Origin of the sequence: Methylocystis sp. SC2 (assembly GCF_000304315.1) — a bacterium.
Classification (GTDB): Bacteria; Pseudomonadota; Alphaproteobacteria; order Rhizobiales; family Beijerinckiaceae; genus Methylocystis.
The window spans coordinates 1,195,753-1,210,994 of sequence record NC_018485.1; the positions used below are offsets into that span (position 1 = coordinate 1,195,753).

Genomic DNA, 15,242 nt, shown 5'->3' on the forward strand with positions numbered 1-15,242 from the left:
CGTCCGGTGATATAGAATGCGGATTGGAACATCATTTATGAATTGAAAGACAATGGCGCGACCTGAGATCAATCGGTCCGGCGAGATGGAAATCTTCGCCCGCGTGGTCGAACACGGCGGCTTTTCCGCCGCCGCTCGCGTCTGCCGCATGACCCCCTCGGCCGTGAGCAAGCTCGTCACCCGATTGGAGACGCGGCTCGGCGCGCGCCTCGTCAACCGATCCACGCGCGCCCTCCAGCTCACGCCGGAGGGCTGCGCCTTCTATGAAAGGGCGACCCGCATTCTGGCGGATATCGAGGACGCCGAGCGCAACGCCGGCGCCGGCGAGCAGCCGGTCGGCCGCATCCGGCTCAACACCAGCGCGTCCTACGCCGCCCATATCCTCGCGCCGATCCTGCCGGAGTTCCTGGAGCGCCACCCCGGCGTCACGCTCGATCTCGTGCAAACCGACCAGATCGTCGATCTCCTGGCGGAGCGCACGGATGTGGCGGTGCGCGCGGGTCCGTTGAAGAGTTCGAGCCTCGTCGCGCGCAAGCTCGGCGACGCCGCGATGGCGATCGTCGCTGCGCCGTCCTATCTCGCCCGCTTCGGCGCGCCGAAGACGATCGAGGACCTCGACGGCCATAGTCGCCTCGGCTTCGGATATGTCCGCACCGTCGACGGTTGGCCCCTGAAGAAGGGCGATGAAACGGTCGTGGTTCCGGCCGTCGGGCGTGTGCAGGCGAGCGACGGCGAAGCCTTGCGGCGTCTGGCCCTCGGCGGCGGCGGACTTGCCCGTCTCGCCGCCTTCACGGTGCGCGACGACATCGCCGCCGGCCGTCTCGTCCCCGTGCTCGATCACCTCAACCCTGGCGATCGCGAAGCCTTCCATGCCATCCATATCGGCCGGGGCGGACCATTGCCCTCACGCGTCCGGGCGCTGCTCGATTTCCTCGCGGAGCGGGGAAAGGTCGAATAGCTCGTGACAGGCGGCGGGCCACGACGACATACAAGAGGAGCTAAGGCTATGAGTGCGCCACAGATCATTCGGACGCCCGGCGGCGAAGAGCTGGTGGTGCTGCCCCGGGCCGAATATGAGGCGCTCGTCGACCGCGCCGATCACCAGGCCGAGGATGCCGACGACACCGCCATTTACGACGCTCGGAAGGCCGAATTGGCTGCTGGCGGCGTCGTGCTGCCCCCGGAGGTCAGCGCGGCGATTCTTCGAGGCGAGAGTCGGTTGAAAGCCATCCGCAACTGGCGCGACGAAACGCAACTCCATTTGAATTTCAAAACCGGCATCAGTCAGGGCTATCTGTCCGATCTCGAAAGCGGCCGCCGTACGGGAACCCCCGAGACCATCGCGAAGCTCGCGCAGGCTTTGAATGTGCCGGTGGAGTGGCTTTCGTAAACGATATCGCACGTCTCAAATCGCTCTGGCGTTCGAGACGGCTCTCGCGGATATACCCGTCGCAGCGCACAGTGTAGCTCACGCTTCTCGATAAAGCAGCAGCAAGACGCCCGAGAGCATGAATGCGACGGGCCAGACATAACCGCCAATTCGACCCGCGACGCTGTCCGACAAACGTATTTCCAGCCAGCGCGCGCTTGCGGAAACAACCCCGAGCAATGCGATCGGCGTATGACTGATCGCGATCAGAACCTCTTCCGCGCCTTCCGTGTGTCCATAATGCGTCAACAAGAACGCCGCCGCCGCGCCGGTCGTTATCGGGAAGACGAAGGCCGGCCAGTCGGACTTGAAGCGGCCTCGTCGAACCTGCCATTCGAATATCGCAAAGGTCGCAATGAGGATCGTAATGACTTTGTGTTGGACGATCTGAGGGTCGCGAAGGCTTTCAAAGAACCCGATGGGCCCGAGGGGCCATGCGGTTTCGTCGGCGCGAATCACCAGAACGCCGCCAAGCAATAAAAACAGCAGAGGCCAATGACGCACCACCGGCGCCGTTCGCCGATGGCGCTCCAGCAAGGCGAAGACGCCCATAAGGACGACAAAAACGCCCGCCAGATGATGGTTCATCTCCGCCCAGGCGATGTCCGCCGGGCTGAGCGGGCCGGATGTTTGGGGTTCGGCTACGCTGGAGGCTGCTTTCGCGGCAGACAGCTCGGCATATGCTGGACTATGGAAACTCGGCCAACGCGGCGCAAAACGAGCCGCGATTTCAGACAGACTCGTGCGCTCGGCGCCGCCGTCTATCGGGAGCGACGCCGATGCGAGCGCGGCGGCGCAAAACAGCGCAACGAGGCCCAGTCCCACCTCCACCTCGGCGAAACGCAATAATCTTCTGATCGGCGTGGCAGAAACGCGCCACAGTTTTCGCGTTGTTGAAAGATTTGCGGCGGCAAAGCAAAGCAAGCCAAACAGGAGCACGATCTTGGTGCTGAGCAGCATTCCGTAATTCGTTTCATACAGCGCCGTGAGATCGGGCGTATGGCGCGTCATCATCAAGAGGCCGGCGATGATCAACGCTCCCACGGCCCACATGGCGCTCCGCGAGAATCTGGAGGCGATAAACCGCCGCGCCTCGCCGCGCTTCGTCATTCCGAGCGCGACCAAAAAGAACGGTATGCCGCCGATCCAGATCGCCGCTGCGAGCACATGCACAATCTCGGTCGTCACCAGCAATGCGGAGGCGACGGGACGGCTCGCGGCATGCGTCACGCCCACATGCGCGCAAGCCAGCAGCAACGCTAAAGCGACGGCGCCCATCCGCCACATGAAAAAGCTGCGGGCGTCGAGGCGGGCGTAAAGCGCCAGCGCGCCCGACAGGATCATGGCGATGAAATGACTGACGACGGCGTCGGCGCTGGCCGCGACCGCAAAATCCACCTGCAGCGTTCCGACGAGCATCGCGGTCAGCACGCCCACGGCGACGATCTCGCCGACGACCGAAGCACAGCAGCTCCAAAAAAGAATGCGAAGGCAACGTCGCGCGATCGGCGCCTCCTCGACGTCTAGCTTCCCGTCAAGAGGAGACAGAACGAGCGTCAGAAACGCCACGCCGCCGACAACGACCGACTGCGTCGCGAGGAGATAGGCGCGCAGCACGAGATCCAAGAAACCGTATAACGCGATGAAGGACTGCATCATCGGCGTTCCACGCGAAAATTCAGCCTGCCTTGCGTCAGGTGGCCGTCAAGGCTCAGGATTTGCCACTCGAGCGTATACGCGCCCGACCGCAAGTCCGGCGCTCTCGCTTTCAGGCCTTCGGAGACCGGGCTGGTTTCGAGAGGCTGAACGACGCTTTGATCTGCGGCGGTCTTGAGAAGCGTGAGACGCGAAAGCTTCGAGTCGATGCGGCTATTGAACCGAAGCTGAATGACGACGTCTCCGCTTGGAACCGTTGCGCCATCCTGAGGCGAAGCCGAGATCAGAGCCGCATGAGCGAGGCAGGGAGCGCGCCCAAGCGCGAACGCGAGGATAAGCGACAGAAGAAAAGGTAATTCTTTCCGCAGGATCATAGCGAGCCCTAGTTGAAAACCAGCGCCTTCGGCCGTTAACGTCATTGCATCTAAGTCGCGCGCGTATACCGGCAAGCGGAGCATCGCCGATGTTTGTGCGCCGTCGCTCCGAGCATTTGCCGCCGAAAGCGCGCGCCCTGCCCTGCAGGTCGTTCGCCCGTTCGCTCTCGTCGTCGATGCTGTCGTCGTCGCGATAAAGCAGGCTTGATAACCGACGAACGAGAGGAAAAATGCGCGCGCCCATTGTCGATGTCGATGCGCGAACCAGTTCAGAAACAGGTTGTATGCATCCCCTAAAGGAGAGCGTTATGGATCATACTTCCAGCGGCCGTCCGCTTGCGGTCGTCACCGGCGCTTCCGTCGGCATCGGCTTCGAACTGGCGCAAGTTTGCGTCGTCAATAACTTCGATGTCGCAATCGCATCCAACAAGGCGCGCATCCATGACGCCGCCGCGAGTCTCGAAGCGCGAGGCGCCAGCGTCGTCGCGATTGAAGCCGATCTTTCGACGATCGAAGGCGTCGATCGGCTTTATGACGCAGCTCAGCAATTCGGCCGGCCCGTCGACGTCCTCATCGCCAACGCGGGCATTGGCCTGGGCAACGCCTTCCTTGATCAGGATTTTCAAAAGGTTCGCGCTGTCATCGACACCAACATCACCGGAACGGTCTATGCGATCCAGAAATTTGGCCGCGACATGCGAAACCGCAACTCCGGGCGCATTCTCATCGTCGGCTCAATCGCCGGCATGGTGCCGGGAACCTTCCAGGCCGTTTACAACGGCACCAAAGCATTTCTCGAGAATTTCGCGTTCGCGCTGCGGAGCGAACTGAAGGACACCACTGTTACGGTCTCCCTGCTTATGCCGGGCGTGACCGAAACGGACTTTTTTCGCCGCGCCGACATGTTGGACACGCGCGTCGGGCAGGCCAGGAAGGCGAATGCGGCGGACGTCGCGCGTGACGGCTTCGACGCGATGATGCAGGGTCAGGCGCAAGTCGTAAGCGGATGGAGGAACAAGATTTCCGCGACCTTCATACACGCTATGCCCGCGACCTTTCTCGCCAAACAGCATCGCAGGATGGCCAAGCCGGATTCTGCGCGGCGCTAGAGCAGGTTCCGAAAAAGTTGACAGACTTATTCGATGAGAACCTGCTCCAACGTTTTGATTTGGAGCGATTCCTTATCGATCACATGATTCCACGTGTTCGGGAAGCGCTCTAGCGGCCTGCATCATCAATTTTGACGGCGCGTTCGGCATATCGGCCCGGCGCACATCCTTTCCGCCACCCGCATCGCGCCGACGCTATTTCAACACGGCGCAGGCGACGCGCGCGCCGGCGCCGCCGATCGGCTGCGACATGTGGTCGTCAGGGCTCGCATGCACCACGACCGCCGATCCGTCGGCGTCAAGGAGATTGATCTTGCCGCCGCTCAAGGACACGCCGTCGATGAACATTTCCGCCAGCGCGGAGCCATCGGCATATGCGTAGACATTCGGCAGATCGGCCGGATGCGGCCCCTTGGGATTGAGGAACCCATGTTCGGCGTTCGCCGGATTGATGTGACCCTTCGAGTGCATGAATTTTTCGATGTCGGAGCAGTCGCCAACTTCGTGCAGATGGACGCCGTGCCAGCCCGGCGTGAGCGCGCCCGGCCGCAGCATGACGCGAAGAACGACTCCATGCGGCCCCTGCTTGACCTCCATGGAGCCTATCCCCTTCCCCTTGTTGTCGATGACGTCGGCGGTTCGCTCCTCCGCGCGTGCGAAGCCGGTCATGAGAGCGATCGAAACCAGGGCGAGGACAAATTTGTCGAACATGTTTCCCTCTCACGTTTTTGCGCGCCAGCGGTCGTCGCCGCGTCGCATGATATCTAGCGCGCCGGCGCAGTTCCAGGCTCTCCGACGCTGATATATGAAGGGCGGCCGGATAGGGAACGCATTCCGTCAAAGCGAATATAGATCCAGCGCCCCGGACAAGCGCGTGCGATATTGTTCCAGCCGAGCTTTGTCCTTTTCCGCGGCGGCCCGCTTCACATAGGGGGCGTAATTGATGAGGTTGATCGCCTTTATAATCGGCGCCATTTCGCGGATCTTCTCCTCCGTCAGGCCATAGCCCATGAGAAATTCCTGCTTGGCGTCGACCGAGAGATCATGAAGCGCCATCGAAAGATCCCAGTACGGCGCAACGTTGGAGGCGCAGCACTCCCAGTCGATCACGGCGGTGATCGCCCCGGAGGCGTCGGCGACCACGTTCTTTAGCCGCATGTCGCCGTGGTTGAGAACGGGCGACGGGTCCCAGCGCTCCATGTCGCGAACGACCGATCTCAGACGTTTAAGCTGGCCGACGTCCAGCATATGCTGCGCGTCGAGCAGGTCGACGCGCGCTTCAATTTCCAGTTCGCCGCGCAGATACTCCTTCCAGGTCTCCTTGCGCGAGAGCTGGTTGCCTGACCAATCGAAGGTTTGGCCAAAGCCAGACGTCTTCACCGAGTGGATCAGAGCGGTCAGGCGTCCCATCTCCCGCAGAATCGCGAGGCGTTCGGGATGATGTGTCGCCTCCTGCCCCTCGACCTTCGGCAGCACCATATAAGGCATGCCGATGATGTCCGCGCCGACCTCCAAAATTTTCGCGGTCGGCACGCCAGCCTCGCTGGCCTTGGTGATCGCCCATTGCTCCTTGAGATAATCCTTCAGCTTGTCCGGCGTCGTGTTCATGCGGACGATGAAATCGCCTTCGGCGTGGCGGACCTCGAAGACGAAATTGGTGATGCCGCCGCCACGCGCGACGATGCGCGTCGGCTTTGACCCGAGGTGATGCTCGATAATTTTGCCCGCATTGGATCGCGCCTTGCGCGGATCGATCGGCGCTTCTTGCGCAGCGGTCATTGCAGCGCCTCGCTCTGCAGGCCGCCAAGGCGAAACAGCAGTTCGCCAAGCTCCTGGGAGCTTTCAATCTTCACCGTTCGCAGCAGTCCCTTATGTTCCAGATCGCGCGACCCGACATGAACGGCAAGGCCGACGCCGGAAAGAAATGAATCCATTTGCGTGTCGCCGCAGCCGACAGAGGCCTGCAGATCGACGCCGAGCCGGTCCGCGATGGCGCGCACGCCGAACAATTTGTCGACGCCCTTGCGCGTCGCGAAATTCGAGCGCTTGACATGCTGATAGGCCATCAGGCGATCCTGGGGCGCTTCGACCAGCAGAAACATCATGCAGACGTCCTGGGCCATCAAGGAATCGCGAAGATCATCCACCGAGAGGCAGACGATCGACGACGCGCTCGTGTATTTCGCGCGAAGATGGGGGATCTTCTCCCTGACAGGCGTCCAGATCGTCTCGCCAAGCGTCCAGTCGCGCGCGTAGTAGAAGACAAGCAGGTCATCGACGCCATTCGCAAGCAGCCCGCGCACGCCCGTCAGCACCTCGTCAATTTCCCCCGGCTCAAGCGGAAAGGCGTCGAGCTCCTCGAAGACGATGTCTCCAGCCGCATCCTCTCTAAGATAGCCGACGACGCCGCCATTGAGTGAGACGAGCGGCAAGGGCGCATTGGTGATCGCATACCACTCGCGCCCGAAGGTGCGGATGACGTTCAGCGGAAACCGAAGCGTGTTCAGCACAATGGGGCGGCCAAGATCATTGAGGCGCTTCAAGCCGCAGGCGACCGGATCAGGGATGACGATGCGGCCCTCGAACTCGTGCACCGCAGTTCCGTCAAGGTCGGTAATGAGCGCGCCCGATCCGGTGAAATTGGTCTCCGCCAGAAACGCCCTGAGCGCTTCGTCGATCTGCTCCCTAAGCGCCATTCCGGGCCTTCCATCCTTTGTCGCCGCTTTCGTCCTTCCACAGGCAGCGAGCTATCGCGTTGAGACCGGGGACATGATGATCGCGCCTGCAGTAGCCAGACGAGAGCCCACGATCGACGTGCGCTTGACGGCGGACACTCCGTCCTATGTGGCGCCGACGCTCTTAAGCGACAGCCTCGATGTCTAAAATACTGTCTCGCGCTTATGCGCGAAGATCGAGCTTGGAGCGGCGCAGTTCTGACGGCCAGACGCCTGCCGCGAGCTTCTCGCGCGAAGGTTCTGCGCTTCCGACGCGCTGCGCTTCTCTCGGCGCCAAGAGAATTTTTCCTGCTCGGGGAACAAGTCAGATCGCCCGAGGTTTCGCTCACGTGCGCTGCGGGCGAATCCGTCATGGCTAACTTCGCAAAGAGCCAAACCGAACAACCCGAACTTGTCGCGGCCGAGAGTGAAATGTCTTACGCGCAGCCCGAAGGCGACGCGGTGAAACGCACCAGACCGCCACTGACGCGTCACGCCTAACAGAACAGTCAAACAACGCGCAAAGGAGAACCAGAATGCCAACGGCAAGCACGGGCGGCAGCGCCAAAGGATCGAAGCCCCGATCGGGCGCGAAGACGTCGGCCAGCGCCTCCAAAACAGCGGACGCCATCAAGCTGCTGCGGGAGGACCACCGGGAGGTGAAAACCTGGTTCAAACAGTATGAAAAGCTCGAAAACGAATCGGAGAAGGAAGATCTCGCCCAAAAAATTTGCGCCGCGCTGACCGTTCACGCCAAGATCGAGGAGGAGATCTTCTATCCGGCGCTGCGCAGGAACATCGACGACGAAGAGCTTCTCGACGAAGCCGAAGTTGAGCACGCAAGCGCCAAACAGCTGATCGCGGAAATTCGCTCGATGTCGCCGCAAGACCATCTCTTCGACGCAAAGGTCAAGGTGCTTGGCGAATACGTCCTGCATCATGTCCAGGAAGAAGAGCAGGAAATATTTCCCGAGGCGCGCAAGAGCGAGGTCGATCTCGACGCCCTGGGTCAGAAGCTGTCGAAGCGTAAAGCCGAGCTGATGAAAAAAGCGGCCTGATCGCGGCCGCTTCAACGTCATTCACGCCGCGGCGGCTGGCACGTCATGCGCATGCACGTCGCGGCCGGAATGTTTGGCGATAATGCGCTTGGCGGTCTCCTCAAGCGCCGCGTTTCGCGTTCGCACCCAGAGCAACAAGCCGCCATGGTCAAGTTGCTCCTGGAGATATTTCGCGTGACGCTCCTCCATGAATTCGCCAAGCACGACGCCGATGAGGCCGCCAAATTCCGCGCCGATCAGGCCGCTCACGAGAAGCATCGCCAGCGCTCCGCCCGACGCGAGCGCCGCGCCGGCCGCCACGGTGGCGCCGACATAGACAAGACCGCCAATGATCGCGCCTTCTTTTCTGCTCAAGGATTCCCTCGGCGCATAGGCCACGCGCGGGGCGGCGGCGTCGTCTTCGGCGGCCTCCACCTTTTCATATTTATGGCCGAGCTTGTCGACGATCGCCTGTTCCCCCGCAAGCAGGCTGACATCGCCAAGATCGAACCCCGACTTCAACAATTCCTCGACAGCGCTCTCGAGCACATAGCCGTCCGAGAAAACGCCGACCACCTCTCGCGCCCGCCGCTCCACACTGGACATGCCGCCCTCCCCTAGCCTTGCACGCCTCGATCCGCTTCGAAGCGGCCCGCCGCATCCGGCTGTTCGGAGCAGAGTGCTGCCGAAAGCCGGCCCTTGGCAAGAGCCGCATTGACGCTGGCGAGGGAGCTAAGGAGACCGCGCGGCGGATCGGGACGAACCGGCTGACGCCGCCAGCAGGCAGAGATATTCCCAGACCATGGTCGCGCCGGCGAGCGCGGTGATTTCGGAAACGTCATAGGCCGGCGCCACCTCGACGACGTCCATCCCGATGAAGTTCAGACCAGCGAGCTTGCGGATGATCGACTGCGCCTGCCAGGTGGCCAGGCCGCCGATTTCCGGCGTGCCGGTTCCCGGGGCGAAGGCCGGATCAAGCGCGTCGACGTCGAACGTCATATAGACCGGGGCGTCGCCGACGACTTCGACGATCCGCGAGGCGACCGCCGCTGGCCCGATCTCATGCGCCTGCTGCGCGGCGACGATCGTGACGCCTTGTCCAAGCGTCCAGTCATAGACGTCGCGTTGCACCGGCGAGCGAATGCCGATCTGAATCATGCGGCGCGCATCGAGGACGCCTTCGTTGATCGCATGATAGAACATCGAGCCATGCGCATAGGGCTGGCCGAAATTGTCGGGCCATGTATCGACATGGGCGTCGAAATGAATCAGCGCCAGCGGTCCGCGCTTTCTTGCGCAGGCGCGCAGCAGAGGCAGCGTGATTCCATGGTCGCCGCCCAGCGTCACGAGATGCGCATAGGCCGAGGCCTGCTCTTCGATGAGCTTGAGACTTGCGGCGATGTCGCCCAGCGCGATGGCGAAATCCCCCACGTCGGCGAGCGGCAGATCGACGGGGGACGTCCAGTGCGCGGGGTGCGCGCCGTCGATCAACATACGGCTGGCGTGACGAATCGCCGACGGCCCGAAGCGCGCGCCGCTGCGGTTGGTCGTGCCGATGTCGAAGGGGACTCCGGCGACGACGACCGCCGCGTCAGCGCGCGGGGCGACGCCGAGGAAGGTCGGCGGCGCGGCGAATGTCGGCGCCCCGCTCACGGCAAACCGTCGAGTTTGACGAAACGGAACACCGCCGCGGCCACCGCGCAGGTCCAATCGCCGTTGGCGGCGCCTTCGGCCGCCGCGGTCAAAGACAGGCTCTCGACGATCAGCTCGCTCGTTTCATAAACCTTCTTGCGCTCGTTCCAGGCGGCGTCGGGATCGAACTCGATCCCGAGCGTCGACGCGAGCATCGTCGCCGCGAGATCTTCCGCATGATCGCCGCTCTCGCGCTCCGTCATGCCATAGCCGTGATGTTCCGAAATATAGCCGTAGAGCGTCGGCTGCTTTGGCCGCGCGAGGCCGATGCTTGCCGTGACGCGCCGTCCGGGCTCGTCGGTCTCGGCGCGCGCAAGCACCGTGAAAGTGATTTCGCCAGGCTGAAGCGTCGCGACGCCCCGCTCCACCGGAACGACTTCGCATCCGGCCGGCAGAATGGACGACACCGCCACGAGATTCTGCTGTTCGATGTCGGCGTCGCGCAGCGCATATTCGAACGCCGTCAGACGATGGCGGTGAACGCCGACGCCGCGCGTGAGAAAGACGCATTGCGGAATGGGAAACATCGAACGCGCTCCTGGCAGAAACCGCAAAGCTTCAATCGGGACAGGCGGGCTAGACCGTCACGCGAACTGGCCCGCTCCTTAAAACCAACAGCCGTCCACGCTATTTTTTGCAGGCCGGCGTCGGCTGCAAAATGAGATCCGTCATGTCGCCGCGCAAGACGAAGTCGCCATAGTCGAGCTTCAGCGCGCGCGAGACGCCGTTTTCATAAAGGTCGAAGGACAGCACATAAATCGGCTGCCCGTCTTTCTTGCCAAGGTCGAAATAGGAAATCGCGACCGGCCAGCGACGGATGTTGTTGAGCGCATTGACGCGCGCGACCTTTTCCTGGGGCGGCTCGGTCGTCGGCTTGCCAATGACCGTCAAGGTATCGAACGCCTTCTCGCCGTCGCCCGTGCCGTCGAAGACCCGCGCTTCGAGCAGCTGTTCGCCGGCCGCGGCGGTTTCCACGATCTTGCGCAAATGTTCGGTCGGAAAGAGCATCGGACCGGCCAGCTCCAGTCGCGTGCGCTTTGGCTTTGCAAGATCAATGGCAAGCCGCGTGTCGGCGGATTTCTTGGCCTTTCCGTCGACCTCATCTGTCCGCGAATTGTCGACTTTGGTCTCCACCTTGAAGCGAAAGTCCACGCCGTCGCCGCCCTCGAATGTCGCCGAACGCATGTCGGAGAGCTTGGCCGCCCCTTCCGAGGGCTGCAATTCGGTGATCTGGCGAAAGTTCTGCACATAGCCCTCGCAGGCCGAACCGGAAAAGTCGAAGGCGATCCGGCCGCGCGCCTGCGCCGGCGCCTTCGCGCCGCTCGATTTCAACAGGCTCAGATCATAAACGGCGCGATGATTGGCGAGCGGCAATGCCCGCTCGGCGAACGCCTGGCCGAGGGGCGTCGCCGCGCAGATCGCGGCGGCCAGCACGCGTGACGAAATCATTGGTCCTCTTTCTGTGTGGCGGCGCGTGCGACGCCATTGCGTCGCGTGGAGTAGGAAACTAGGGTCGCGCTTCATTTGGAGCAACGACTTTCTCTTTGAAGAGGCGCCATGACCGCATCGTCCGACACCCCGCTCGCGCGGCTGAAAGAGCTGGGACTGACGCTGCCCGCCGCGGCGGCGCCGGTCGCCAACTATGTGCCTTTTGTCCGCACGGGCGCCTTGCTGTTCATATCGGGACAGCTGCCGCTGGGCGCCAATGGCGTCGATCCGGCGCATCGAGGCAAGCTCGGCGCCGGCGTTTCGCTTGAGGCCGGGCAGTCCGCCGCGCGTCAGGCGGCGCTCAACGTCCTCGCCCAAGCCACGGCCGCCGTCGGCGATCTTGCGAAACTGCGCGCCGTGCGGCTCGGCGGCTACGTCAACAGCGCGCCCGACTTCGCTTCGCTGCCGCAAGTCGTCAACGGCGCTTCCGATCTCATCGCCGCCGTGCTGGGCGAGAATGGCAAACATGCGCGCTTCGCCGTCGGCGTCGCGCAATTGCCGCTCGACGCCGCGGTCGAAGTGGAAGGAATCTTCGAGATTCTTCCGTGAACTCCCGTGATTTTTTGTGGCTGACGGCGCGGCCGATCGCCCACCGCGGACTGCATGACGCCCGCAAGGGCGTGATCGAAAATTCAATTTCCGCCGCCCGCGCGGCGATCGCCGCGGGCTTTGGCGTCGAATGCGACGTGCAGCTCACCGCCGACGGCGAGCTCGTCGTATTTCACGACGAGACGCTGGAGCGGCTGACCGAAAGCGCCGGCGCTGTCGCCAAGCACAGCGCGGATGAGCTCAGCCATATGAGGCTGCGCGGCGCCGGTGACGCCATTCCGAGGTTTTCCGAGTTTCTCGCCGCGATCGGCGGGCGAACGCCGATCATTGTCGAGATCAAGAGCGCCTTCGATGGCGATACGACCGCCGCGCAGCGCTTGGCGCAGTCGCTGGCGCGTTATGAGGGGCCCGTCGCCGTCGAAAGTTTCGATCCCGATCAGATCGCGTTTCTGCGCGCGCGCGCCGCCGCGCTGGGGATCGCGCATCGCCCGCTCGGCATCGTCGGCGAGGCGCATTACGACGCGGATGATTGGCCGCAGCTGTCCGCCGCGCAGCGCGCGGAGCTCACGCATTTTCTGCACTACAGGCGCACGCTGCCGGATTTCCTGTCTTGGCGCGTGCGCGATCTTCCGCACGCCATTCCGCTGCTGCTGCGCGACGGGCTGAACCTTCCGGTAACCGCCTGGACCGTGCGCTCGCCGGAAATGGCGGCGCGGGCGCGAGAATGGACCGATCAGATCGTCTTCGAGGGCTTCGCGCCTTAAGCGCCTGCGTCGCGCGGCGTGCGCCGCCGCATCCGCCCAAGCGCCAATTCTTGTTAGCAGAGCCGATCGGACGCGACATGGATCGTCATCGAGCGCCCTCGATCGACGGGAGCAACATCGTCATGCGCCAGCGCGGACGCTCAATTCGCCTTGTGCTAACAATCGGGATAGCGGCTCTCCTGGGAGTCGGAACGGCCATCGCCGACATTAAAAACGGATCCTTCGACGCCGACGGCGCCCGCCGCGCGACAGCCGAAATGGATCGCGACAAGACGCTGCAGTCCAGCGTCCACGCCTGTCCGGCGGACGTCTTCCGTAAGGAGGCCTCGCTTGGCGGATTGCTCCTGGGAGATGAAGCGGTCACGCGCGATCACTGCGCGGCCCGTCCTGAGGAATGCTATCACACCTGCATTGGTAAGCGCAGCGGCGAACACTGCTTCCGGTTGGCGCTGGCGTTTCAGGAGAACGAAAGCGTCATCGCGCCGCGCTACGCGCAGCTCATGTTCGCAATGGCCTGTGCGCTTGGCAAGGCCTCCGGCTGCACCAACCGCGCCGCGCATATGCGCAACGCCGCCGAAGAAGGCGATCCGCTCGAGTCGCTGTCGGCGAAGGCCAGCGAGCGCTGTCAGTTTCGCAGCTTCAAGATCGCCTGCGCCAGCAACGATCACTGGGGGTGCGCGATGCTCGGACAGGCGTACCGCAACGGCGAGGGCGTAAAGAAAAGCATCGCCCTCGCGCGTCGCTCCTACAGGAAATCCTGCAGGCTCGACCCAGAATTCGCCGCCTGCGAATTTTCCCGCCGCGCGCTGACGTCAATGTGATTCGCCGCGGCGCTATTCCGCGGGGACCAATCCGTTGACCGGCTCCAGGCCCCGCATTTCCTTGAGCTCCACGCGAATATTGTAATCGCTCGCAGCTTTTATGAAATCCTGAATCGTCTCCATGATGTCCTGATCGATAAAGCCGGCGCGCGTGCCGTCGATCACCAGATAGCTGTCTTGCTCGACATTCTCGAGTAAGTTGCGCAGCTGCGCCTTGTTGAGGAAGGACACGTCCTTCTGCAGGCGCAGCAGGTAGTTGCGGCCGTCGCGCGTGAGCGTGAAGGCGGAGTGGTAATTCGCGCGCAACACGAAGAAGAGGCCCACGGCCATGCCGATCGCCATGCCCTTGAGGAGATCCGTCGAAAGAATGGCGCCGACGGTCACGGCGAAGGGCGCGAACTGGTTGAAGCCCTTGTCATATTGCTGAACGAAGAGCTTCGGCTTCGCGAGCTTGTAACCCGTCAGCAGCAGCACCGCGGCAAGGCATGCGAGCGGAATCATGTTGAGCAGACTCGCCAGGAACATCGCGCTGAGCAACAGCAGCACGCCATGGACAAAGGACGCCACCTTGGTGTGCGCGCCAGCGTCGATGCTGGCGGAGCTGCGCACGATCACCGCAGTGATCGGCAATCCGCCCAACATGCCGCTCAGGAAATTGCCCACGCCCTGGGCTTTGAGCTCCTGATTGGTCGGCGCGATGCGCTTGAGCGGGTCGAGCTTATCGACCGCTTCGAGACTCAGCAGAGTCTCAAGGCTGCCGACCAGCGCCAAAGTGGCGGCCGTCACATAGATCTGGACATCGATCAGACGCGTAAAGTCCGGAAAGTTGAACTCCCGCGCGAAGTCTATCGGTCCAAAGATCGCCGGGAGATTGACGAGATGCTGCGGCGCGATCGCCAAAGAGGGAAACAGCGTCTGAGCCGCGATGTTATAGGCGACGCCAAACAGCACCGCGACGAGCGGACCGGGCGCGAGCGAAAGGTAGCGATGCTTCTTGATGTAGGGCGTTTCCCAAAGAAGCATGATCGCGAGGGAGACGATGCTCACGATCACCGCTCCCGTCGAAAAGGAGCGAAAGGCGTCAAAGATGAACGAGAGACGCGTGTGGCTATCGTCCTCGAGGAACGAGAGGTCAGCTTCCGCGTCGGCGTCGTAGCCGACCGCGTGCGGCAACTGTTTCATGATCAGGATCAACCCGATCGCCGCGAGCATGCCCTTGATGACGGCCGACGGAAAAAACGCGCCGATGACGCCCGCCCGCAGAAAGCCCATTCCCAATTGCAGGAGTCCCGACAGCGCCACCGCAAGCAGCATGGCGTCGAAGCCGAGTTTTTCGACCGCGGTCGCGACAATCACGGTCAAGCCTGCGGCAGGACCCGAAACGCTCAACTGCGAACCGCTCAGAACAGAGACGACGAGCCCGCCGATAATCCCCGAGATAACGCCCGAAAAGGGCGGCGCGCCAGACGCGACCGCGATGCCAAGGCACAGCGGCACTGCGACGAGAAACACCACGACGCCCGCCGGAATGTCGTGATCGAGGTAGCGGAAATAGTAGTCGAGATGCCGCCTAAACACGCCTGAATTCTCCTTATTGGCGGCGGTGCGC

At 62.6% G+C, this 15,242-nt stretch carries 17 protein-coding genes; 7 read left to right on the plus strand and 10 right to left on the minus strand.

The genetic code is table 11. The annotated features are described in order from the left end of the window. Nucleotides 1–52: 52 nt before the first annotated feature. Nucleotides 53–958, plus strand: a complete 906-nt coding sequence (locus BN69_RS05660) for a LysR family transcriptional regulator (protein WP_041926816.1) — start codon at nucleotides 53–55, stop codon at nucleotides 956–958. Between the two features lie 48 nt (nucleotides 959–1,006). Further along, the gene (locus BN69_RS05665) at nucleotides 1,007–1,390 is read left to right on the plus strand and encodes a helix-turn-helix domain-containing protein (protein WP_014890604.1); all 384 of its coding nucleotides are present in this window, start codon (nucleotides 1,007–1,009) and stop codon (nucleotides 1,388–1,390) included. Nucleotides 1,391–1,468: 78 nt separating this feature from the next. Here the strand turns inward: BN69_RS05665 and BN69_RS05670 are convergent, their stop codons facing one another. Beyond that, on the minus strand, nucleotides 1,469–3,088 hold the full coding sequence (locus BN69_RS05670; protein ID WP_244435044.1) for a copper resistance D family protein: 1,620 nt from the start codon (nucleotides 3,086–3,088) through the stop codon (nucleotides 1,469–1,471). After that, nucleotides 3,085–3,543 (minus strand): copper resistance CopC family protein, encoded by a 459-nt coding sequence (locus BN69_RS05675; protein WP_371212423.1) that lies wholly within the window; start codon nucleotides 3,541–3,543, stop codon nucleotides 3,085–3,087. Before BN69_RS05675 ends, BN69_RS05670 begins: the two co-directional genes overlap by 4 nt. Before the next feature lie 224 nt (nucleotides 3,544–3,767). Here BN69_RS05675 and BN69_RS05680 point away from each other — a divergent pair, with 224 nt between their 5' ends. Beyond that, the gene (locus BN69_RS05680; RefSeq protein WP_041926817.1) at nucleotides 3,768–4,568 is read left to right on the plus strand and encodes an SDR family NAD(P)-dependent oxidoreductase; all 801 of its coding nucleotides are present in this window, start codon (nucleotides 3,768–3,770) and stop codon (nucleotides 4,566–4,568) included. Nucleotides 4,569–4,763: 195 nt separating this feature from the next. On the opposite strand, the gene BN69_RS05685 is transcribed toward BN69_RS05680, so the two are convergent. The 3 genes from BN69_RS05685 to BN69_RS05695 form a co-directional block, all read right to left on the minus strand. Beyond that, on the minus strand, nucleotides 4,764–5,279 hold the full coding sequence (locus tag BN69_RS05685; protein ID WP_014890608.1) for a superoxide dismutase family protein: 516 nt from the start codon (nucleotides 5,277–5,279) through the stop codon (nucleotides 4,764–4,766). A gap of 126 nt (nucleotides 5,280–5,405) precedes the next feature. Continuing rightward, complete coding sequence (locus BN69_RS05690) at nucleotides 5,406–6,347, minus strand: phosphotransferase family protein (RefSeq protein WP_014890609.1); 942 nt, start codon at nucleotides 6,345–6,347, stop codon at nucleotides 5,406–5,408. Further along, nucleotides 6,344–7,264, minus strand: coding sequence for a Cof-type HAD-IIB family hydrolase (locus BN69_RS05695; RefSeq protein ID WP_014890610.1), 921 nt, complete (start codon nucleotides 7,262–7,264; stop codon nucleotides 6,344–6,346). The genes BN69_RS05690 and BN69_RS05695 overlap by 4 nt, the downstream gene beginning before the upstream one ends. A 554-nt stretch (nucleotides 7,265–7,818) precedes the next feature. Between BN69_RS05695 and BN69_RS05705 the strand changes: the two genes are divergently transcribed. After that, on the plus strand, nucleotides 7,819–8,340 hold the full coding sequence (locus BN69_RS05705; protein ID WP_014890611.1) for a hemerythrin domain-containing protein: 522 nt from the start codon (nucleotides 7,819–7,821) through the stop codon (nucleotides 8,338–8,340). A 21-nt stretch (nucleotides 8,341–8,361) separates the two neighbouring features. Here BN69_RS05705 and BN69_RS05710 read toward each other — a convergent pair whose 3' ends face one another. The 4 genes from BN69_RS05710 to BN69_RS05725 form a co-directional block, all read right to left on the minus strand. Further along, nucleotides 8,362–8,925 (minus strand): hypothetical protein, encoded by a 564-nt coding sequence (locus BN69_RS05710; protein WP_014890612.1) that lies wholly within the window; start codon nucleotides 8,923–8,925, stop codon nucleotides 8,362–8,364. Between the two features lie 126 nt (nucleotides 8,926–9,051). Further along, nucleotides 9,052–9,972 (minus strand): agmatinase, encoded by a 921-nt coding sequence (speB, locus tag BN69_RS05715; protein ID WP_014890613.1) that lies wholly within the window; start codon nucleotides 9,970–9,972, stop codon nucleotides 9,052–9,054. After that, complete coding sequence (locus BN69_RS05720; protein ID WP_014890614.1) at nucleotides 9,969–10,538, minus strand: pyruvoyl-dependent arginine decarboxylase; 570 nt, start codon at nucleotides 10,536–10,538, stop codon at nucleotides 9,969–9,971. The genes speB and BN69_RS05720 overlap by 4 nt, the downstream gene beginning before the upstream one ends. 100 nt (nucleotides 10,539–10,638) lie before the next feature. After that, entirely contained in the window at nucleotides 10,639–11,460 is an 822-nt protein-coding gene (locus tag BN69_RS05725; protein ID WP_041926819.1) for a cell envelope integrity EipB family protein, read from the minus strand. 108 nt (nucleotides 11,461–11,568) lie between these two features. On the opposite strand from BN69_RS05725, the gene BN69_RS05730 reads away from it, so the two are divergent. The 3 genes from BN69_RS05730 to BN69_RS05740 all read left to right on the plus strand — a co-directional run bounded on the left by BN69_RS05730 (nucleotide 11,569) and on the right by BN69_RS05740 (nucleotide 13,633). Beyond that, nucleotides 11,569–12,048 carry a RidA family protein gene (locus BN69_RS05730; RefSeq protein WP_014890616.1) on the plus strand — a complete coding sequence of 160 codons (480 nt, stop codon included), beginning with the start codon at nucleotides 11,569–11,571 and terminating at the stop codon, nucleotides 12,046–12,048. Then, the gene (locus BN69_RS05735; protein WP_014890617.1) at nucleotides 12,045–12,812 is read left to right on the plus strand and encodes a glycerophosphodiester phosphodiesterase family protein; all 768 of its coding nucleotides are present in this window, start codon (nucleotides 12,045–12,047) and stop codon (nucleotides 12,810–12,812) included. Before BN69_RS05730 ends, BN69_RS05735 begins: the two co-directional genes overlap by 4 nt. A gap of 77 nt (nucleotides 12,813–12,889) precedes the next feature. Further along, nucleotides 12,890–13,633 (plus strand): tetratricopeptide repeat protein, encoded by a 744-nt coding sequence (locus BN69_RS05740; protein ID WP_014890618.1) that lies wholly within the window; start codon nucleotides 12,890–12,892, stop codon nucleotides 13,631–13,633. A gap of 12 nt (nucleotides 13,634–13,645) precedes the next feature. Here BN69_RS05740 and BN69_RS05745 read toward each other — a convergent pair whose 3' ends face one another. Further along, a complete protein-coding gene (locus BN69_RS05745) occupies nucleotides 13,646–15,211 on the minus strand; it encodes a SulP family inorganic anion transporter (protein ID WP_014890619.1) in 1,566 nt (521 codons plus the stop codon). Nucleotides 15,212–15,242: the final 31 nt, after the last annotated feature.